The 18265-nt window shown below is 65.2% G+C and carries 17 protein-coding genes; 6 read left to right on the top strand and 11 right to left on the bottom strand.

What is annotated here, in order from left to right; all coding sequences use genetic code 11:
- Nucleotides 1–96: 96 nt before the first annotated feature.
- Genes QGV54_RS18605 through QGV54_RS18595 form a run of 3 tightly spaced genes read right to left on the bottom strand, consistent with a single transcriptional unit; the run spans nucleotide 97 to nucleotide 2734 of the window.
- Nucleotides 97–723, bottom strand: a complete 627-nt coding sequence (locus QGV54_RS18605; RefSeq protein WP_281019151.1) for a ribonuclease HII — start codon at nucleotides 721–723, stop codon at nucleotides 97–99.
- On the bottom strand, nucleotides 704–2227 hold the full coding sequence (locus QGV54_RS18600) for a cation:proton antiporter (protein WP_281019152.1): 1524 nt from the start codon (nucleotides 2225–2227) through the stop codon (nucleotides 704–706). The genes QGV54_RS18605 and QGV54_RS18600 overlap by 20 nt, the downstream gene beginning before the upstream one ends.
- 45 nt (nucleotides 2228–2272) lie before the next feature.
- The gene (locus QGV54_RS18595; protein WP_281019153.1) at nucleotides 2273–2734 is read right to left on the bottom strand and encodes an Lrp/AsnC family transcriptional regulator; all 462 of its coding nucleotides are present in this window, start codon (nucleotides 2732–2734) and stop codon (nucleotides 2273–2275) included.
- Between the two features lie 140 nt (nucleotides 2735–2874).
- On the opposite strand from QGV54_RS18595, the gene ald reads away from it, so the two are divergent.
- From ald to QGV54_RS18575, 4 genes are all read left to right on the top strand, one after another.
- Nucleotides 2875–3993 (top strand): alanine dehydrogenase, encoded by a 1119-nt coding sequence (ald, locus tag QGV54_RS18590; protein WP_281019154.1) that lies wholly within the window; start codon nucleotides 2875–2877, stop codon nucleotides 3991–3993.
- A gap of 111 nt (nucleotides 3994–4104) precedes the next feature.
- Entirely contained in the window at nucleotides 4105–4746 is a 642-nt protein-coding gene (locus tag QGV54_RS18585; RefSeq protein WP_281019155.1) for a hypothetical protein, read from the top strand.
- A 106-nt stretch (nucleotides 4747–4852) separates the two neighbouring features.
- The gene (locus QGV54_RS18580) at nucleotides 4853–6028 is read left to right on the top strand and encodes a hypothetical protein (protein ID WP_281019156.1); all 1176 of its coding nucleotides are present in this window, start codon (nucleotides 4853–4855) and stop codon (nucleotides 6026–6028) included.
- The gene (locus QGV54_RS18575; protein WP_281019157.1) at nucleotides 6028–6447 is read left to right on the top strand and encodes an OB-fold domain-containing protein; all 420 of its coding nucleotides are present in this window, start codon (nucleotides 6028–6030) and stop codon (nucleotides 6445–6447) included. The genes QGV54_RS18580 and QGV54_RS18575 overlap by 1 nt, the downstream gene beginning before the upstream one ends.
- Before the next feature lie 79 nt (nucleotides 6448–6526).
- On the opposite strand, the gene QGV54_RS18570 is transcribed toward QGV54_RS18575, so the two are convergent.
- The 4 genes from QGV54_RS18570 to QGV54_RS19860 all read right to left on the bottom strand — a co-directional run bounded on the left by QGV54_RS18570 (nucleotide 6527) and on the right by QGV54_RS19860 (nucleotide 11833).
- Entirely contained in the window at nucleotides 6527–9181 is a 2655-nt protein-coding gene (locus QGV54_RS18570; protein ID WP_281019158.1) for a TRAP transporter large permease subunit, read from the bottom strand.
- A gap of 9 nt (nucleotides 9182–9190) precedes the next feature.
- Nucleotides 9191–10201: a TRAP transporter small permease subunit gene (locus tag QGV54_RS18565; protein WP_281019159.1), complete on the bottom strand. Its 1011-nt coding sequence runs from the start codon at nucleotides 10199–10201 to the stop codon at nucleotides 9191–9193.
- A 139-nt stretch (nucleotides 10202–10340) separates the two neighbouring features.
- Nucleotides 10341–11429 carry a TRAP transporter substrate-binding protein gene (locus QGV54_RS18560; protein ID WP_281019160.1) on the bottom strand — a complete coding sequence of 363 codons (1089 nt, stop codon included), beginning with the start codon at nucleotides 11427–11429 and terminating at the stop codon, nucleotides 10341–10343.
- Between the two features lie 152 nt (nucleotides 11430–11581).
- Nucleotides 11582–11833, bottom strand: a complete 252-nt coding sequence (locus QGV54_RS19860; protein ID WP_348637645.1) for a DUF1272 domain-containing protein — start codon at nucleotides 11831–11833, stop codon at nucleotides 11582–11584.
- 112 nt (nucleotides 11834–11945) lie between these two features.
- Between QGV54_RS19860 and QGV54_RS18555 the strand changes: the two genes are divergently transcribed.
- The gene (locus QGV54_RS18555) at nucleotides 11946–13025 is read left to right on the top strand and encodes an SDR family oxidoreductase (protein ID WP_281019161.1); all 1080 of its coding nucleotides are present in this window, start codon (nucleotides 11946–11948) and stop codon (nucleotides 13023–13025) included.
- Nucleotides 13026–13178: 153 nt separating this feature from the next.
- On the opposite strand, the gene QGV54_RS18550 is transcribed toward QGV54_RS18555, so the two are convergent.
- From QGV54_RS18550 to paaX, 4 genes are all read right to left on the bottom strand, one after another.
- Complete coding sequence (locus tag QGV54_RS18550) at nucleotides 13179–13937, bottom strand: SDR family oxidoreductase (RefSeq protein ID WP_281019162.1); 759 nt, start codon at nucleotides 13935–13937, stop codon at nucleotides 13179–13181.
- A 93-nt stretch (nucleotides 13938–14030) separates the two neighbouring features.
- Complete coding sequence (locus QGV54_RS18545) at nucleotides 14031–14834, bottom strand: phosphodiesterase (RefSeq protein WP_281019163.1); 804 nt, start codon at nucleotides 14832–14834, stop codon at nucleotides 14031–14033.
- A gap of 24 nt (nucleotides 14835–14858) precedes the next feature.
- Entirely contained in the window at nucleotides 14859–16163 is a 1305-nt protein-coding gene (locus tag QGV54_RS18540) for an FAD-dependent oxidoreductase (RefSeq protein WP_281019164.1), read from the bottom strand.
- Between the two features lie 45 nt (nucleotides 16164–16208).
- Entirely contained in the window at nucleotides 16209–17177 is a 969-nt protein-coding gene (paaX, locus tag QGV54_RS18535) for a phenylacetic acid degradation operon negative regulatory protein PaaX (RefSeq protein ID WP_281019165.1), read from the bottom strand.
- Between the two features lie 127 nt (nucleotides 17178–17304).
- Between paaX and QGV54_RS18530 the strand changes: the two genes are divergently transcribed.
- On the top strand, nucleotides 17305–18255 hold the full coding sequence (locus QGV54_RS18530) for an MBL fold metallo-hydrolase (protein ID WP_281019166.1): 951 nt from the start codon (nucleotides 17305–17307) through the stop codon (nucleotides 18253–18255).
- Nucleotides 18256–18265: the final 10 nt, after the last annotated feature.

Here is an 18265-nt window from a genome sequence, read left to right as displayed (position 1 = left end):
CCCACCCTGATCGCGCTGAAAACCCCTCGAATCAACAGCGCGTTGGCATAGTCACTTGAACCAGAATCTCAGGTCAACCGCTTTTAGTGCGTTGAGTCAGTGATTTATCGTATCTTCTTGAATGATCAAATCACGAACAGGCTGGAAGGAACGGCGGTGCGCGGGGCAGGGTCCAAGGGCCGCAAGCGCTTGGCGATGCTGGCGTGTCGGGTATCCGGCGTGCCGTTCGAAGCCGTATCCGGGATAGGTTTCCGCCAGGTCCGACATCAGTGCGTCACGATGCACTTTTGCAACAATCGACGCCGCCGCAATGGCCGCGACCTTCGCGTCCCCCTTCACCACCGCCTCCCCCGGCATGGCGAGACCGGGCGGCATGCGGTTGCCGTCGATCAGAACCGCAGCGGCAGGCGTGGACAGGGCGTCAATGGCGCGCGCCATGGCCAGCATGGCGGCGTGCAGGATGTTGAGCCGGTCGATCTCCTCCACGGTGGCCTCGGCGATGGAGACCAGCGCGTCCTGATGCAGGACCGCCGCGATCTCCTGCCGACGGCGGGCGGAGAGCGCCTTTGAATCTGCCAGCCCCCCGATGATGCGGTCGTAGGGCAGGATCACCGCGGCGGCGACAACCGGACCGGCAAGCGGGCCACGCCCGACCTCGTCAACACCCGCGACCGGACCGCCGACCCGGGCGCGCCAGGCCTGTTCAAGTAGCCGGTCGGCCATTGGTTCCGGATTCTTCGGACGGGGCAGCCGGGGCCTCGCTGGCCGGGGCTCCGCTGGCCTGTGTTTCGCTGGCCGGTGTTTCGCTGGCCGGGGCTTCGCTGGCCGGGGCTTCGCTGGCAGGACGCTCTTCCTCCGGCATCGCATCATCCCGCTCATCGGCTTCGGGCGAGGCGGCGCGTTTCGGCTGGAGGCGGCTCACGATGCGGTCCAGCTCGCTGCGGCCATAGTCGCCGACGCTCAGGGTCACGCGACCGACACCGCGGGCCGCACGCCCCGACCCCTCGGTGAACGCACCGACGTTCCGGCCGTAGATCGCGCGGGTGAAGTCACTGAAGGAGTGCACGCGACGCCATTCCACATGGTCCATCCGCCGTGCCGTGAACAGGAAGAACGGACTCGCCACCAGACTGAGGGCAATCACCGCCGTCATGAGCTTGGAGCCGAAGGGATCGATCACCCCGGCGGCCAGACCCGCGGCGACGAGGACAAAGGAAAACTCGCCGATCTGCCCGATGACGGTCCCTGCCAGCCAGGCCTTCGGCCAGGGCTCCCCCAGCATGCGCAGGATGATGATGTTGGTTGCCGTCTTGGCGAAGGAGATGGCGAGCAGCAGCCCGATCACCAGCAGGATATTGTCCCAGATGAAGCCCAGGTCGAGCAGCAGGCCGATGGAGAGGAAGAAGACCATCAGCAGTACCGACTGGATCGGCTCCACCGCCGCGATCATCTTGCCACGCTCGATCGTGTTGCCCGCCACCAGCCCGCCGATGAAGGCACCATAGGCAGGCGAGAGCCCCACCAGGCCGCTGATCGCGGCGAAGACGAAACACATGGCCAGGCCGGACATGGCGGCAAGGTCGTGGTTGTCGCTGATCCAGTGGGCGAACGGCAGATGCTCCCGCTTGCGGCGGCTGAGCAGGAAGACGATGCCGGCCAGGATCGAGACGGCGATGATGACCGGAACCAGGGCGCTGGTCGGGCTTGATCCCTCGACACCCATCTCGCTGACGATCAGCAGCATCGGCACCACGGCCAGGTCCTGCGCCACCAGGATTCCGACCGCCAGCCGTCCGACCTCCGTCCGCAGCTCACCAATGTCTTCCAGAATCTTGATGGCCACGGCGGTCGAACTGAGGCCCAGGCCAAAGCCGACGATCAGCGACAGCTCCGGTCCCCAGCCGAAGGCCTTGCCGCAGACCCAGGCAAAGGCGAGACCAAGGGCGATCTGCAGCCCCGCGATGGTCATGGCCATGCGCCAGATGCGGCGGAAATTGCGCAGCGACAGTTCCATGCCGATCAGGAACAGCAGCATCAGCACGCCCAGCTCCGCCACCAGCTGCAGCTCTTCCCCGTCGCCGACAAGCTCCAGCACCGACGGACCCAGCACGACCCCGGCGATGATGTAACCGACCACCACCGGCTGCTTGATGCGGCTGAGCAGCAGCCCGCACAACAGCGCCGCACCGGCAACGATGGCCAGATTGATCAGTTCTTCTTCATGCATGCTCGACCGGTGCTCCGCCGTCAGGTGGATTTCACGAGGGTCAGGTTACGTCACATCCACCGGATACGCACCACCCTCCCGGACACTGCGCAGCACGAAGCCCGACTGCATGCTGGCGACACCGGGCAGCCGGGACAGTCGGTTGCGGTGAATCCGTTCGAAGTCCGCCACGTCGCGCGCCGCAACCCGCAGCATGTAGTCCGCACTGCCGGTCATCAGGTGGCATTCGAGGATCTCGTCCGTACGGATCACCGCTTCCTCGAAGGCTGCCAGCGATTCCTCGCTCTGCGATGTCAGGCTGATCTCCACGAATGCCTGGATGGTCAGCCCCAGCGCCATCCGGTCCAGCCTTGCCGAGTAGCCTGAGATGACACCCGATTTCTCCAGCAGCTTGACCCGCCGGTGACAGGCGGAGGGCGACAATCCGACCGCCTCGGCCAGGTCGTTCAGTGACAGGGAGGAATCCCGTTGCAGACGCTGCAGGATGCGCGCATCCGTCCGATCCATCAAATTTTCTCCGAGTTTTATAGCTAATTCTCAAATTTCTTACCATAATTCCCGGAATTCGGGCAAGGATTCGAAGCACTTTCCGGCGGCAGCGCGCGATACTGGGAGATCAGACATTTCGCACGGTTCAGGAGGCTGTCATGCGCGTCGGTACCCCCAGGGAAATCAAGAACCATGAATATCGGGTCGGCCTGACGCCGGAGAGCGTGGCCGAGCTGAAGCTGAACGGCCACGAGGTTCTGGTGGAAACCGGTGCCGGCATGGGCATCGGCGCGACGGACGAGGCCTATGTGCTGGCCGGTGCCGAGATCGCAGCCGACGCGGCGGAAGTCTTCGCCCGTTCCGACATGATCGTGAAGGTGAAGGAGCCGCAGGCGAACGAGCGCGCCATGCTGCGCCCGGACCAGATCCTCTATACCTACCTGCATCTGGCCCCCGATCCCGACCAGACCCGCGACCTGGTGAACAGCGGTGCCGTCTGCATTGCCTATGAGACCGTGACCGACCCGACCGGCGGACTGCCGCTGCTGAAGCCGATGAGCCAGGTGGCCGGGCGCATGTCGATCCAGGCCGGCGCCTCGGCGCTGGAGAAGGCCCACGGCGGGCTGGGTGTGCTGCTGGGCGGCGTGCCGGGCGTGGCGCCGGGCAAGGTCGTCATCCTGGGGGGCGGTGTCGTTGGTTTCAACGCCGCGCAGATGGCCGTGGGCCTGCATGCCGATGTGACCATCATGGACCGCAATCCGGTGGTGCTGGAGAAGCTGGAGAACCATTTCGAGGCTTCCGCCACCGTGCTCTATTCCACCCGTACAGCGGTCGAGGAACAGGTCGCGGCCGCCGATCTGGTGATCGGTGCCGTGCTGGTGCCCGGTGCCGCCGCGCCGAAGCTGGTGACGCATCACATGCTGTCGACCATGAAGGACGGCGCCGTGCTGGTCGATGTCGCCATCGATCAGGGTGGCTGTTTCGAGACCTCCCGCGCCACCACCCATGCGGAACCGACCTATGTGGTCGAGGGCGTTGTCCACTATTGCGTTGCCAACATGCCGGGCGGTGTCGCGCGCACGTCCACCTATGCCCTGAACAACGTCACCCTGCAGCATGCCATCGCCATCGCCAACAAGGGCTGGAAGGGCGCCCTGGCCGCCAACCCGCACCTGCGGAATGGCCTGAACGTCTGGAACGGCAAGGTGACCTACGAGGCCGTGGCACAGGACCTGGGGTATGACTACGTGCCGGCGGAGGAAGCCCTGAAGGGCTGATCGACCGGCGGAAACCCGCAGCGTCCCGCGACTTGCGACAAACTTCCCTGTTCATCCCTGCGCCTGAGTCCCCATCTAATGGAGACTGACAGGCGCAGGAGGACAGAGGTCATGCCCCGCAAGAAGGATCCCGTCGGCCCCATCATCGACGCCACCATGCAACTCGCCGCGCTGGGGGGCTGGCGCAATGTCACGCTCTACGACATTGCGCGGGAGTCCGGTCTGGACGTCGCCGAAGTCGTTGCGGCAGTGGGCAGCCGCACTGGCGTCATCAGTCAGATTGCCGCCCGCGCCGACGCAGCCATGCTTTCGGCGGTGGATGACGACTGGCCCGACGAGGCCATTCGCGACCGCCTGTTCACACTGCTGATCGCCCGGTTCGACAGTCTGAAACCCCATCGCGAGGGGCTGCGCGCGGTGCTCGCCAGCCTGCCGGGTGACCCCATGGGCGCGCTGGCGCTGATGGCCGGACCGGGGCAGCGCACGATGCGTCTGGCGCTGGAGTCTGCGGGTGTTGCGACCGGTGGGATTGCCGGTGCATTGCGCATGAAGGCCCTGGGGCTGGCCTATGCCCGCACCTTCCGCACCTTCCTGAACGACGACAGTGCCGACCTGTCGAAGACCATGGCGGCGCTGGACAAGTCCCTCTCCGGCCTTGACCGCCTGGCCGGGCGCTTCCGCCGCGGCCGCTCCCCCTTCTCCGACAGCGGCGACACGCATCCGGTACCGGAGGCCGAACCTGCCGCAGGCTGACCGGGCATCTTTACCGCGCCTCTGATCTGCATTCAGCACAATACTCCTGTGTGGGTAGAATATGTGATGCTGCCACTATCCAATGGAGGCAGGAGAACGGTCGGGCATGGGGACGTCAGCACGCGCGCCGCATATCGTGGGCATCGGTCAGAGCGCCTATACGCGCTGGGGTGGAATCCAGGATCGCAGCCAGTTCCAGATCACGGCGGAGGCCATTGTTGCCGCCGCCCGCGACGCAGGGCTGCCGGTCAGCGCCATTGACGGGCTGACATCCTTTTCCAACGACAGCAATGAAGGCCCGGTGATGCAGGCCGCGCTGGGCATCCCGGAACTGCGCTGGTCAGCCATGGTCTGGGGCGGCGGCGGCGGCGGGTCCTGCGGTGCGGTCTCCCTGGCCTGCGCGGCCATCGAATCCGGACAGGCGGAGGTCGTCGTCGCCTATCGTGGCCTCTGTCAGGGGCAGGGTCGCCGCTATGGCCGCGCCGCGCCCACACGCACACATGGCAATTTCATCGCCCCCTATGGCCTGTTTGCACCACCGCAGATGCTGGCATTGATGGTGCAGCGGTTCATGCACCTCTACCCGATCACCGAGGATCATCTGGCAGAGATCGCGCTGTCGTTCCGTGCCAATGCCAACCGCAATCCGCTGGCCGTGATGGGGGACCGGACCCTGACGAAGGAACAGTATCTCGCCTCCCGCTGGATCGCCGAGCCGCTGCGGCTCTACGACTGCTGCCTGGAGACCGACGGCGCCGCCGCGGTCCTGATCACCACGGCCGAGCGCGCCCGCGATCTGGTGCAGCAGCGGGTGGAAGTCCTGGCCAGCGCCCACGGCAGCGGCGCGGGCTGGAGCACCGGCCCGCTGGGCAGCCAGAACATGCCCAACGATACCTATGCCAGCACCAACAACCGCCGCCTGGCGAAGGAACTGTTCGCCCGGGCGGGCCTGACCCCGGATGACATCGACGTTGCCCAGATCTACGACCATTTCTCCGGCATGGTCCTGATGGCGCTGGAGGATTTCGGCTTCTGCGGACCGGGCGAGAGCGGCGATTTCGTGGCCGAGGGCAACATCCGCCATGACGGCGGGAAGCTGCCGCTGAACACGTCCGGCGGTCAGCTGTCCGAGGCCTATGTCCATGGTGTGAACCTGATCATCGAAGGTGTGCGCCAGTTGCGCGGTACCTCGACGGCGCAGGTCGCGGATGCGCGCACCTGCCTGGTGACCGGCGGACTTGGTGTCGCGCCGACCAGCGCCATTCTGCTGGGGAGGAACTGATGGCCCTGTTTCCCGAGACCATGCCACGTCCGGAGCCCGACATGGACGACGCGCCATTCTGGGAGGCCTGCGCGGAGAGGCAGCTACGCTTCCAGTCCTGTGCCGTGTGCGGCATGCTGCGCCACCCCCCCGCCCCGATCTGCGGTGGATGCCATTCGACCGAGACGGTCTGGACAGCGGCGCCGACGGAGGCGGAGGTCTTCTCCTTCACCGTCATCCACCATGCCAGCCATCCGGCAGTGGCGGACGACCTGCCCTATGTCGTCGGTCTGGTGACCTTCCCCGGACTGCCGGGCGTGAAGCTGGTCACCAACATCACCGATATCCCGCCATCGGAGGTCAGGATCGGCATGCCGCTCACCCTCTGGTGGGACGACATCGGCGACGGCATGCACCTGCCCCGCTTCCGTCCCGCCTGACGCTGAGGCGCCGGACGGGTCAGAGGCCGGACAGATACCGCTGCCACCGGACGCAACGCCCGGTCGATATGGGGGCGGATCAGAAGTTCAGCGAGATATCCCGATGGCTGGAGCTGCAGGCGGCGACGAACAGCGCCTGATCGCGGGAGAGCCTCGGCTGCATGCGGGCACCCAAGGTTTCCCTGATCGCGGCCAGATAGGTCTCGATCTCCTGTTTCAGCGCCGTTGCCGCCTGGCCACGCCAGGCCTGCTGCGCCTCGAACTCGGCGATCGCGTCCTCATATTCCTCCAGCGGTTTCGTCCTGTCGGTCTCGGCCTTCTTCAGGGCACGTCGGGCCTTGGCCAGTGCCTTCTGCACGTCGCCCGCACCCTCGACATCCCGGAAAGCGCGTTCGACTTCCTGAACGGTCTCGGCAGCCTGCTTGCCCGGCGCGGTCTCGATCGCCTGCCGCAAGCCACGCAGATCGCTTTCCAGCGCGGCAAAGGCGGCATTGCCATTCAGGACAGCCAGAACCTCCGCCGGACCCTCCCATGAGCCATCGGCGGCACGCTGGTAGGTCGTGCGCGCCTTCGACTCCGCCTTGGTCAGGGTGCTGAAGGTCTTGTAGGTATCAGCCCAGCTCGCCGGAATCTGGGAGCGCAGTTCCTCGGCCCTGGCCAGATGGTGCTGCATCTCCGCCTCGAGTTCCGGCTTCCGATCCAGCTCCGATTCCTGCAGGCGGCTGATCCGTGTCTTCAGCGCGTCGGCCTCCTCCTGCTCCTTGCGGATGTCCTTCTCCAGACGACGGACCACGCGCAGCTGCGGCCGGTAGTCACCGGAGGCTGCATCGACCCTGTCACCCGCCGCAGACGTGTCGGCCAGGGCGGCAATGGCGGTCTCGGCATTCTCGAAGCCCTTGCCGAGATCACGCGCCAGGTCCTTCGGCAGGGCCGACAGGTCAAGTCCCTGCGCTCGTGTGATTGCCGCCGTGATCGCGGTACCCTCCGTGGCCAGCCGATCCTCGACAAATTCCTCGAGGCAGAACTGCAGCTTCGGATTGCGCGGGGGCGGAGAGGTGTCGGACAGGAAGCTGACCCGGTTCGGCAGATAGTTCACCAGTTCCGGTACGGCACCCATGATACCAAGTGCCACCAGCTGCAGGCTGATGAAGGCGACCACGCCCCGGTACATCTGCACGGTCCGTACTGCCGCCGGGGCAACGCCACGCAGGTAGAACAGCGCGAAGCCGAATGGTGGTGTCAGGAACGAGGTCTGGATGTTCAGGCCGATCATGACACCGAGCCACACCGCCGTGATGTTGGCCGACGGATCGGCCAGCAGGATCGGCGCGACGATGGGCACGACGACAACCGCGATCTCGATGAAGTCCAGGAAGAAGCCCAGGATGAAGATGACCAGCATGACGATGATGAACTGGGTCCAGAAACCGCCGGGCAGAGAATTCAGGAACTCGCGCACCAGTTCCTCGCCGCCGAATGCGCGGAAGGCAGCGGTCAGCATCGCCGCACCGAGCAGGATGATGAACACCAGCGAGGTGGTCTTCGCGGTCTCCAGCATCACATCCTGCAGGGTGCGGTCGATCTTCAGCACCCGCCAGCCGCTCCAGCCCAGGGCAATGACCAGCAGCACGGCGGCGACCGCGCCGATGGCGATGCCGATCTCGTCCTCGGCGCTGTCGATCGACTTGATGTTCATGTCGAAGGTCGCCAGCGCGAAACCGATCATCAACAGGGCCACGATTGAAATGATGGCCGGAATGTAGGTCGTGGCACGGCCTTCCGTCAGGCGGTAACCGCCCATGATCAGGGCACCGGCGGCACCAATGGCACCTGCCTGATTCACCGTGGCAATACCCGCGATGATCGAACCCAGCACCAGGAAGATCAGCGCCAGCGGCGGCACCAGTGTCAGGACGACATTGCGCCAGAACACGGCGTCGAACTTGCCCTCGAACCGCACAGCGGGCGCGGCACTTGGCCTGATCGTGGCGTAGATCAGGATGTAGAGCATGTAGAGCCCGACCAGGACCATGCCCGGAATGAAGGCCCCGAGGAACATCTCGCCCGCACTGGTGGAGGCCACGTCGAAGATCGACGGCATGCTCAGTTCGCCGGTGGCTTCCTTGTAGAGCGCCTTGCGCGCCGTGCCGGCCTGATCGGTGGCGGAGGCGAGCTGGTCGGCCAGGATGATCAGCACGATGGAGGGCGGAATGATCTGGCCCAGCGTTCCGGACGCCGCGATGGTACCGGTGGCAAGCGAGGGCGAGTAATTGTTGCGCAGCATGGCGGGCAGCGAGATCAGGCCCATGGCCACGACCGTTGCGCCGACGATGCCTGTGGTCGCGGCGAGCAGCGCGCCCACGAAGACAACGGAAATGCCGAGGCCACCCGGCACCGGGCCGAAGAGCTGCGCCATGGTCACCAGCAGGTCCTCGGCAATCTTCGAACGCTGCAGCATGATGCCCATGAAGATGAACAGCGGGATCGCGATCAGGGTATCGCGCTCGACCTCCCAGTAGACCCCTCGAAGATTGGTGACGCCCGCAGACAGCCACTGCGACGGACCACCGGTGTGGAAATAGGCGTCAGGATTGTCCGCGAACAGGTAGCCCGAACCGGCGGCCAGCCCGATGGAGATGATCGCGGCACCAGGCAAGGCAAAGGCAACCGGATAGCCGGACCCCAGTGCAAACGCCATGATCAGGACCAGCAGTGCGAGAAAGAAAAGCTCCATGACCCGACCTCAATGCGCGACGGGCTGATGTTCGCGATGCCCGGGTTCATCCCGGATATCGGCGATAGCCTCGAAGAAGTAACTCACGAACTGGATCAGCATCGTGATGGCGAAAATACCGATGAACCCGGCCATCTGATACTTGATGAACATGCCGACGGTACCGGTCTGCGAAATCTCGAAATTGGCGATCGGGCCATTGATGATCGACTGCTGGCCGTCGAAGCCGATGTAGATGATGACCCACATGGTCGACGTGCCCAGCAGGATCGAACCGAGGGCATTGACGTAGCCGCGGGTACGCCGACCGAAGCCGGCATACAGCACATCGACGCGGACATGCCCCTCGTCGAACAACGTGAAGGCGGAAGCGAACAGGAACAGCGCTGCGTACCAGTACCGCACCAGGTCGCCCATCAGCGCCTGCTCGTAGGAGAAGATGAAGCGGGTGATGACGATCAGCAGCTCCGCCCCCACGATCAGCAGTGCCAGCCAGGTGAAGCCGAGTGTCCGGGTGAAGGCGGCGATGATGAAGGCGATCGCGATCAGCGGCATGTGAATCCAGGGGCCGACGAAATGCGCCCGGCTCAGCGCCCGGACCGAGTCCTCACCCATGAAGTCCTGCAGCAGGTTCTCGACCCGCATGAACGCGATCACGGAATCGGCGACACCGACCAGGACCACCATCCAGAAGAAGCCGCGAATGAGGAAGAGATTGAAATGATGGATACGGTGCGAGTCCCAGCGCAGCGCGCAATCCGACGTGCGCTGCACGAAGAGGACACTCGCGGCGATCGCGGCGGCATAGAGCAGCACCTGCACCCAGGCGAGACCGCCGCCATCCTCCGAGAACGCCGCCGAAAAGCCCGGGAAACCGAAACTGACGATCAGCACGTTCTCCGCAATGAACGCGACGAGCAACGACAGCATGGACCAGCCCGCTATGCGGACCAGCGGTGCGGGCCGACCGTAAGGCGGAATCTCCGCCTGCATACCTGCTGTCACGTTGCTGTCAGTCATCTGCAATCCTGTTGAATGGATGGAGCCGGGCGCGCAGATGGACGGCATGAGGGCGTCATCGCGCACCGAGTGGGCCACAATGGAAAAAAGGGCGGTGCCATTCGAGGCACCGCCCTGATTCCTGTCAGTCAGCCTTCGGTCAGGTCAGACCCAGCACACGGTTGCGCTGGTTGACGAAGGTGCCTTCGAACTTGGCCATCGTCCCGCCGATCTCGCGCAGGTTGGCCTGGAAGGAGTCGTCGACTTCGGTAGCCAGCGGGGAATGGTCACGGGTTTCCGCGAAGACTTCCGCCGCCGCGTCACCGAACGCGTCCCAGACATCGTCGTTGAACGCGCGGACCTGGACACCGTGGTCGTTGACCAGCTTGGTCATGTACTCGCCGTTCTTGGCCATGTTCTCTTCGAACGCCGCGCCATGCTCCTCGTAGCAGGCCGCCTCGATCACCGCCTTCTCCCAGTCGGTCAGGCTGCCCCAGAAGCTGGCGTTCATGCCGAAGGCCAGTCCGCCACCCGGCTCATGCATGCCACCGGTGTAGTAGTACTTCGCGGCCTCGTAGAACTTCATGAAGTAGTCATTGTAGGGACCGACCCACTCCGTTGCCTCGATAGCGCCGGAAACCAGGTTTTCATAGATCTGGCCACCCGGCAGGGACACGGTGGAGACGCCGAGCTTCGACATCACGGAACCGCCCAGGCCCGGAATACGCATCTTCAGACCCTTCAGGTCATCAGCGGATTCGATTTCCTTGTTGAACCAGCCGCCGGCCTGGGTGCCGGTCGCGCCGCACATCAGCGGCTTCAGGCCGAATTCGCCGGAGACCTTGTTCCACAGTTCCTGACCGCCCTTGAACTTGATCCAGGCGTTCCATTCCACGGTGGTCATGCCGAACGGCACGGCGGTGAAATAGGCCAGGGCCGGATGCTTGCCGGTCCAGTAGTAGTCCGCACCGATATAGGCCTGCGAGTTGCCGGAAGCCACTTCGTCAAAGACGTCGAACGCGCCCACGCGTTCACCGGCGGCGAAATATTCAACGTTCAGCGCACCATCGGACAGCTGCGCGATACGCGCGGCCAGACGCTGTGCGGAGATGCCCAGTCCCGGGAAGTCCCGCGGCCAGGTCGACACGATGGTCATGGTCTTGCCGCCCTGGGCAATGGCGGGCGCGGCCAGCGCTGCGGTACCGACGCCAGCCAGCGCGGCACCCTTCAGAAATTTACGACGTTCCATAGACTTGAAGTCCTCCGTTGTATCGATTCGTTATCGTGCAGCACGGTTCCATACGTTGTTACGTACACCACAAGAGCTGCGCTGCGCTAATTGGCGGAATTCCTGAGTGGATTGCAACCGGTTTCAGTTGATTGTGGTACAAGAACACCCCATCACGCCACTTTCGTGCATCCGGGATGATCCTTCAGAACCCTGTCGGTGGACGCGGGGAAACGCGACAGCAGACCGGCCGGCCGGATCGGGCGGGGCACCAGTCCGCCGCCGCAGTTCGGACAGGTGTGATCGAATGTCTCCGCCGCGCAGTCCCGGCAGAAGGTGCATTCGAACGAGCAGATCATGGCCCGGTCCGAGTCCGGGGGCAGGTCGGCATCACAACATTCGCAACAGGGCCTCAGGGCAAGCATGGGCGTCTCCTCATTCCGGTGGATGAACCACGCCCCGGAAAGGCTAGTATGATCAGGTTGGGCGTCAACAATGCAGTGAGACGGACAGACAGATCATGACAGCAGGCCGAACATGACGGAACAGAGGGGCACAACACTGGTGGCCGGTGCCATGGGCATCGTCGGCCGGGCGGTACTCGAGCAGCTGGCGGCGGAGGGGCGACCCGCCATCGGCCTGTCGCGGCGCTCACCGGACTTCGACAGCGACGCCCGCTTCATCGCGCTCGACCTGCTGGACCGCGATGCCTGCGCGGCCACGCTGACCGGGCTGGAGGATGTCACCCATCTGGTCTATGCCGCCGTCAACGAACAGCCGGAGATCGCGCGGGGCTGGACCGACCCGGGCCATGTCGCCACCAATCTCGCCATGCTAACCAACCTGGTCGAGGTTGTTGAGGCACGGGCGCCGAAGCTGCGCCACATCACCCTGATGCAGGGCACCAAGGCCTACGGTATCCACATGGGGCCGTTCCGGCTGCCCGCGCGCGAGGATGATCCGCGCTACATGACACCGAACTTCTACTACGACCAGCAGGATTGGCTGACCGCCCGGCAGCAGGGCAGGGACTGGCACTGGACGGTGATGCGGCCGCAACTGGTCTGCGGCTATGCGCTGGGCAGCCCGATGAACATCATCGCCGGGGTCGGGGCCTATGCCGCGATCTGCCGCGAGCTTGGCCTGCCACTGCGTTTTCCGGGCGGGGAGCCGCGCACCATCGAACTGACCGACGGGGCACTGCTGGCCCGCGCCATCAGCTGGGCCGGTGAGTCAGCCAATGCGCGGAACACCATCTTCAATGTCACCAATGGCGATGTCTTCGTCTTCGCGCATTTCTGGCGCCGGATCGCGGCCCATTTCGCCATGCCAACGGATGTGCCGCACCCGCACAGCCTCGCCCGCTCCATGGTGGACAAGGAAGCCGTCTGGCAGCGCATCGTCGAACGGCACGGGTTGAAGCCGACGACCCTGGCGGAACTGGTGCCCTCCTGGTCCTTCATCGACTATTCGATGGGGTACGGCAGCCGTCCGAACGATGTCATCCTGTCCACCATCCGCATCCGCCAGGCCGGCTTTGCCGATTGCCTGGATTCGGAGGAAATGTTCCTCGGCTGGCTCACCCGCCTGCAGTCGGAGGGTGTGTTGCCGCGATAGGGGGGAACCGCGCCGGACTTGTCTGTGGACCCCTCCCGGGTCTTGTCTGTGGACCGTTCCGCCCCTCTCCCCCTCCCGGCCACCCATTTCAGGATACTTGCGTGGGTAGCCGGGAGGGGGAGAGGGGCGGAACGGTCAGAGGTCAGACTCCGCTCAGAGGAACACCGTGCCGCCGTCGACGGCAATGGTCTGGCCCGTGACCATGGCGGAGGCGTCGGAGGCCAGCCAGATCGCCGTGCCGACCAGATCCTCGCTGTCCAGGTTGCGCTGGATCGACTGGCCGGAGGCGATGACATCCAGCGCCTTCTCGTACTTCTCGCCCATGAACTCGATCGTGCCTTCGGTCAGCACGGCGGAGGGTGCGATGGCGTTGACGCGGATGCGGTCGCGGCCCAGTTCCCGCGCCAGTCCCCGGGTCAGGCCGATCACGGCCGCCTTGGACACCGTATAGTGCAGCGCATAGGCGAGGCCGTAGGTCGCGGCCAGCGAGGAGATATTGATGATGGAGCCGCCGCCCAGCTCGCGCATCTGGGGCACGAAGGCCTTGGCCGCATTCCACAGCCCCTTCACGTTGACCGCCATGGCGGCGTCCCAGCTTTCCTCCGTCAGCTTGTCGAAGCGTCCGCCACCCAGCGTGCCGTAGAGCGCGGCATTGTTGATCAGCACGGCGGCAGGGCCGAACCGTTCCGCCGTCTTCGCCGCGAGTTCCGTCATCTGGTCCATCTTCGAGATGTCGCAGGCATGGGCCATGGCCGTCCCGCCGGAGGCCGTGATCTCCTCGACCACCGCGTCGCAGTCGGAAATGTCGGTGGCCACCACATTGGCCCCCAGCCCGGCGAATCCCTTTGCGTAGGCCTTGCCGATGCCGCGTGCGGCGCCGGTGACGACAACCGTCGTGTTGATGAAACTCATGATCTGTCCCTCCCCAGGGTTTGCAGTTGTTCGGTATCGCAGATGTGTGTCATCCGCCGACCGTGCCTGCACGGTCCGCAGACAAGACCGACCCTACTTCATGCTGACATCCGCCAGCACAGGATAGTCGTCCAGATAGACATGATGCGTCACCAGCGGCGCACCTGGCTGGCGGGTGTGCATCAGGCAGGCCGGTGGCTCGGCGACGATGCTGACACCATCCGTGCGCAGCAGGTCGAGGCCGAGCTGATGCGCGGTACTGGGGCAGGTATGCGCCGGCACACCTGCGATGGAGGTCATGATCGGGCGATGCACATGGCCCGCCGAGATGCCGAGCACCTGACGGTGCGCACCGACGATCCGCGCCAGTTCCTCCCGCCCCTCGACAAGTCCGTTGGCGTCCATGCGGTCGATGCCGCTGGGGAACGGCGGATGATGCACGAAGATCATGGTCGGCCGGTCGGGCTGTTCCTCCAGACGATCCTCCAGCCAGCCCAGCCGCTCCGCGCAGAGCCGACCCGCCGTCTCGCCGGGGATCTGGCTGTCCAGGGCGATCAGGCGCACGGAAAGATCCTCCACCGTGTACTGCACGAAGCCCCCGGTGCCGAGATAGGCATGATCGTCGAAGACCAGACGCAGGTCGTCGCGGGCGTCATGGTTGCCGACCATCAGCCAGATCGGGACCTGAAGGGGCGCGAGGGTCTGACGCAGCCGCTCGTACTCGCTGGTCCGGCATTCGTTCACCAGATCGCCGGTGACGATGACCCCGTCGGGCCGGGGCTGCATGGCATTGATCCGCGCCACCGCGATCGCCAGCCGCTCGGTCGTCCGGGCGAGCCTGTCCACCGGCTCACCGGGGTCCGTTATGTGCAGGTCACTGATCTGGATCAGGATCATGGCGCGCCGCCGCCTCCGCTTGCGTCAGGACTCGTCAACGACGGACAGCATATCCGGAATCGTGATGAATTTCCGCCTTGGCGCTTCCGGGTCGGCACGATCCTGCTCCGCCTGATCGATCACCAGCCAGTCGTTGTAGCTGACGTGGCGGACACCGCGCTGGATCAGCAGCGCATCCAGTCCCGCGCCACCCTGCTTGCCCGCGCCGTCGCTCATGTCTTCAAGCAGCAGCGTGACAACATCCTGCGCGTCCGGGCGGTTGGTGCCGATGGTACCGCTGGGGCCGCGCTTGGCCCAGCCGACGACATAGACGCCGGGCGCGACGCGCCCCCGGTCATTGACGACCTTGCCATACTCCATGGGCAGCCCGTCGATGGGGCGGCTGACATAGCCGATGCAGCTGATGACCATGCCGCAGGGAATGTCGAAGATCTCCCCGGTACCGACCGCACGGCCATCCTCCAGCTTCGTCCGCTCCACACGGATGCCCGTGACCCTGTCGTCGCCGAGCACTTCGACGGGGCGCAGGAAGAACTCGAAATGTACCGCCACCGGGGCCTGGTCGCGGGTATTGCCGCGGAACGACTGCAGCACCTCCAGCACCGCCTTGCGACCGCGCGCCTCCTTCGGATCCATGCCGTGCGGCAGCGCCTCCGGAATCTGGTCATCGTGCACCAGGGAGATGCCGCGCTGCAGCTCCCCCATCTCCCGCATCTCGGCGATGGAGAAGCTCGCCTCCACCGGACCACGGCGTCCGATCAGATGCACATCGGTCACGGCGCTGTTGAACAGCACCTCTCCGGCCTCATCGGTCAGGTCGGATGCCTTCATCTCGTCCTCGGTGCGCGCCAGCAGACGGGCGCAGTCGAGCGCTACGTTGCCGTTGCCGATGACGGCGACGTCGCTGACATCCAGGTCGATGTCCAGATCGACGAAATCCGGATGGCCATTGTACCAGCCGACGAAGGCGAAGGAGCCGAGCACCCCCTCCTTGTCCTCCCCCGGAATGCCCATGGGGCGATCCCCCTCCGCGCCGAAGGCGATGATGACCGCGTCATAGAGATCGCGCAGTTCATCCATCGTCACATCCCGGCCCAGGGTGACATTGCCGACGTAGCGCACGTTCTCCCGCGATGCGGTCTGGTCGTATTTCTTCGTGACGCGCTTGGTGGTCTGGTGATCAGGGGCGACGCCTGACCGGATCAGGCCATGGGGCGTCGGCAGCCGGTCGATCAGATCGACCATGACCCCCTCCCCCTTCGTGGCCAGGGCCTCCGCCGCATAGAATCCGGCCGGGCCCGCGCCGATGATTGCCACATGCATGGTCATTTGCTTCCTCCCCGTTTCATCACCTGTTGGCCCGACCGCATCCCCTCAGTCCAGGCCACCATACCGATCATAGTATCCCCTGCGCGGCGGGGGCAGTCCCCCATCCGCAGTTTCCAGATGGCGCATCGCATGCGCCGTCGCCTGCGCGTGAATCGCGCGATACAGACTGGCGGAAAGCTGTCGCGCTGTCTCGCCCGGCCAGTCCTTGCCGAGCACGGCCTGCGGCAGCAGCGGATCACGCAGGGTGACACGCCGGAATTCGTGAATCAGCAGCGTCCGTACCACGAAGGCGTCCCGGTCCGGCAGGGAGCCGTGCTGCGTCACATGTTCCATCACCGGTGTGAACAGCCGCAGGAAATCACTGTATCCGCCCTCCAGGGAGGCGAGGTCCCAGGCTTCCCGCGCCAGATGCCGCAGGGCCGCTGGTTCCGAACCGGCCTCGGCCCTGGCGCGCAGCACGACGACCTGGTCCTCCATGCCCTGGTCATGCAGCAGCGCGCGCACGGCCTGCTCCGACATGTCAGGGTGCAGGAAGACGCCCGGCGCAGGTGAGCCAAACCCCATCCAGGCCAGATCACGCCGGAGCTGATCCGCGCGGCGCATGGCGTCGGACGTGGCCATCAGGGTGAGCCAGCAGCCATCCCATTCGCCACGGGCGGAGCGGTAGATGGTCCGGTGGGCGGCGTCGGAGCGGCGGCGGCCGGACGCGGCGAGGTCATAGAAGCTGCGCCGTCCCGCCTGTCGGCCCCGCAGCCAGTTGTCCTTCTGCAGACGGAAGACGGCTGTCCGCACCACCCGCTCGTTGAGTCCGAAATCGGCCAGAAGACGGATCAGGCTGCCCAGCCATACCGGGCAATCATGCGCGGAGATGGTGTCGCCCCAGACGGTGACGATCAGCGATGGCGCCCGCACGGGTACCTGGTCCAGCAGGTGGCGCACGACGGGAACCAGGGCGGTTCCGCCGCGGTCGCCGGAGCCGTCCGGTGTCCGGCGATCTTGCATGGTCGTGGCCATGGGTGCCGATGTTACCGGCAAATCACGGTCATTCAATCCCGCAGGGCTTGCGGTACAGGGTTGCGTGCTCTTATCTGAACGCAACGGGACCGGTCGACAGCCGGCATGAACCAGGGGAGACGGCGGCATGGCGCGCGCATTCGCATCGACACAGGATCTGGGGCCGAAGGAAATCACGTTCGAGCAACTGACGGAGAATACCTGGGTCTATGTGGAGGAGGGTGATCCCACATCCGGCGTGATCATCGGCGACGACGGCGTCATGGTGATCGATACCCGCGCCACACCCATTGCGGCGGATGACCTGATCCGCCGGGTGCGGGAAGTGACCGACAAGCCGTTCCGCTATGTCGTGCTGACCCATTATCACGCTGTCCGGGTGCTGGGGGCCGCCGCCTATGGCGCGGAGCACATCATTGCCTCCGAGCCGACGATGGAGATGATCCGCGAGCGCGGCGACGCCGACTACAAGTCGGAGGCAGATCGCTTCCCGCGCCTGTTCCAGGGCATCGAGAGCATTCCCGGCCTGACCTGGCCGACCATGACCTTCTCCGACCGGATGACCATCATGATGGGTGATCTGGAGGTGCAGGTCATGCATCCCGGCCGCGGCCACACCCGCGGCGACACCATCGTCTGGGTGCCGTCACAGAAGGTGCTGTTCTCCGGCGATCTGGTGGAGAATGGCGCCACCCCCTACACGGGCGACGCACATCTGCGCGACTGGCCCGGCACCCTGGACAAGCTGCGCGCCCTGAAACCGGATTTCCTGATTCCCGGCCGTGGCCCCGCCATGAAGACGCCGGAAGCCTGCGAGGAAGCCATCGCCGGCACGGAAAGCTTCATCCGTGCGCTCTACGACGGTGTCGCCCGCGAGGTCGCCGCCAACCATTCGCTCAAGGAAGCCTACGACACGGTGGTTCCGGCGCTGGAAGGCAAGTACGGCCACTGGTCGATCTTCGCCCACTGCATGCCCTTCGACATCTCCCGCGCCTATGACGAGGCCAGCGGCATCGACCACCCCCGCATCTGGACCGCCGAACGCGACAAGGACATGTGGCAGCAGCTGGAGCAGTAGGGGTCCGGTC

The organism is Minwuia sp. IMCC3060 (assembly GCF_029909435.1).
Lineage (GTDB): Bacteria > Pseudomonadota > Alphaproteobacteria > Minwuiales > Minwuiaceae > Minwuia.
This window is presented reverse-complemented; position numbering and strand designations above follow the sequence as displayed.

Bases quoted from the DNA above. Each gene is read 5' to 3' on its own strand.
- QGV54_RS18585 (WP_281019155.1), top strand. From the start codon at position 4,105: ATGCCCCGCAAGAAGGATCCCGTCGGCCCCATCATCGACGCCACCATG.
- QGV54_RS18605 (WP_281019151.1), bottom strand. From the start codon at position 723: ATGGCCGACCGGCTACTTGAACAGGCCTGGCGCGCCCGGGTCGGCGGT.
- QGV54_RS18560 (WP_281019160.1), bottom strand. From the start codon at position 11,429: ATGGAACGTCGTAAATTTCTGAAGGGTGCCGCGCTGGCTGGCGTCGGT.
- QGV54_RS18565 (WP_281019159.1), bottom strand. From the start codon at position 10,201: ATGACTGACAGCAACGTGACAGCAGGTATGCAGGCGGAGATTCCGCCT.
- QGV54_RS18575 (WP_281019157.1), top strand. From the start codon at position 6,028: ATGGCCCTGTTTCCCGAGACCATGCCACGTCCGGAGCCCGACATGGAC.
- QGV54_RS18550 (WP_281019162.1), bottom strand. From the start codon at position 13,937: ATGAGTTTCATCAACACGACGGTTGTCGTCACCGGCGCCGCACGCGGC.
- paaX (WP_281019165.1), bottom strand. From the start codon at position 17,177: ATGGCCACGACCATGCAAGATCGCCGGACACCGGACGGCTCCGGCGAC.
- QGV54_RS19860 (WP_348637645.1), bottom strand. From the start codon at position 11,833: ATGCTTGCCCTGAGGCCCTGTTGCGAATGTTGTGATGCCGACCTGCCC.
- QGV54_RS18600 (WP_281019152.1), bottom strand. From the start codon at position 2,227: ATGCATGAAGAAGAACTGATCAATCTGGCCATCGTTGCCGGTGCGGCG.
- QGV54_RS18580 (WP_281019156.1), top strand. From the start codon at position 4,853: ATGGGGACGTCAGCACGCGCGCCGCATATCGTGGGCATCGGTCAGAGC.
- QGV54_RS18555 (WP_281019161.1), top strand. From the start codon at position 11,946: ATGACGGAACAGAGGGGCACAACACTGGTGGCCGGTGCCATGGGCATC.
- QGV54_RS18545 (WP_281019163.1), bottom strand. From the start codon at position 14,834: ATGATCCTGATCCAGATCAGTGACCTGCACATAACGGACCCCGGTGAG.
- QGV54_RS18570 (WP_281019158.1), bottom strand. From the start codon at position 9,181: ATGGAGCTTTTCTTTCTCGCACTGCTGGTCCTGATCATGGCGTTTGCA.
- QGV54_RS18595 (WP_281019153.1), bottom strand. From the start codon at position 2,734: ATGGATCGGACGGATGCGCGCATCCTGCAGCGTCTGCAACGGGATTCC.
- QGV54_RS18530 (WP_281019166.1), top strand. From the start codon at position 17,305: ATGGCGCGCGCATTCGCATCGACACAGGATCTGGGGCCGAAGGAAATC.
- ald (WP_281019154.1), top strand. From the start codon at position 2,875: ATGCGCGTCGGTACCCCCAGGGAAATCAAGAACCATGAATATCGGGTC.
- QGV54_RS18540 (WP_281019164.1), bottom strand. From the start codon at position 16,163: ATGACCATGCATGTGGCAATCATCGGCGCGGGCCCGGCCGGATTCTAT.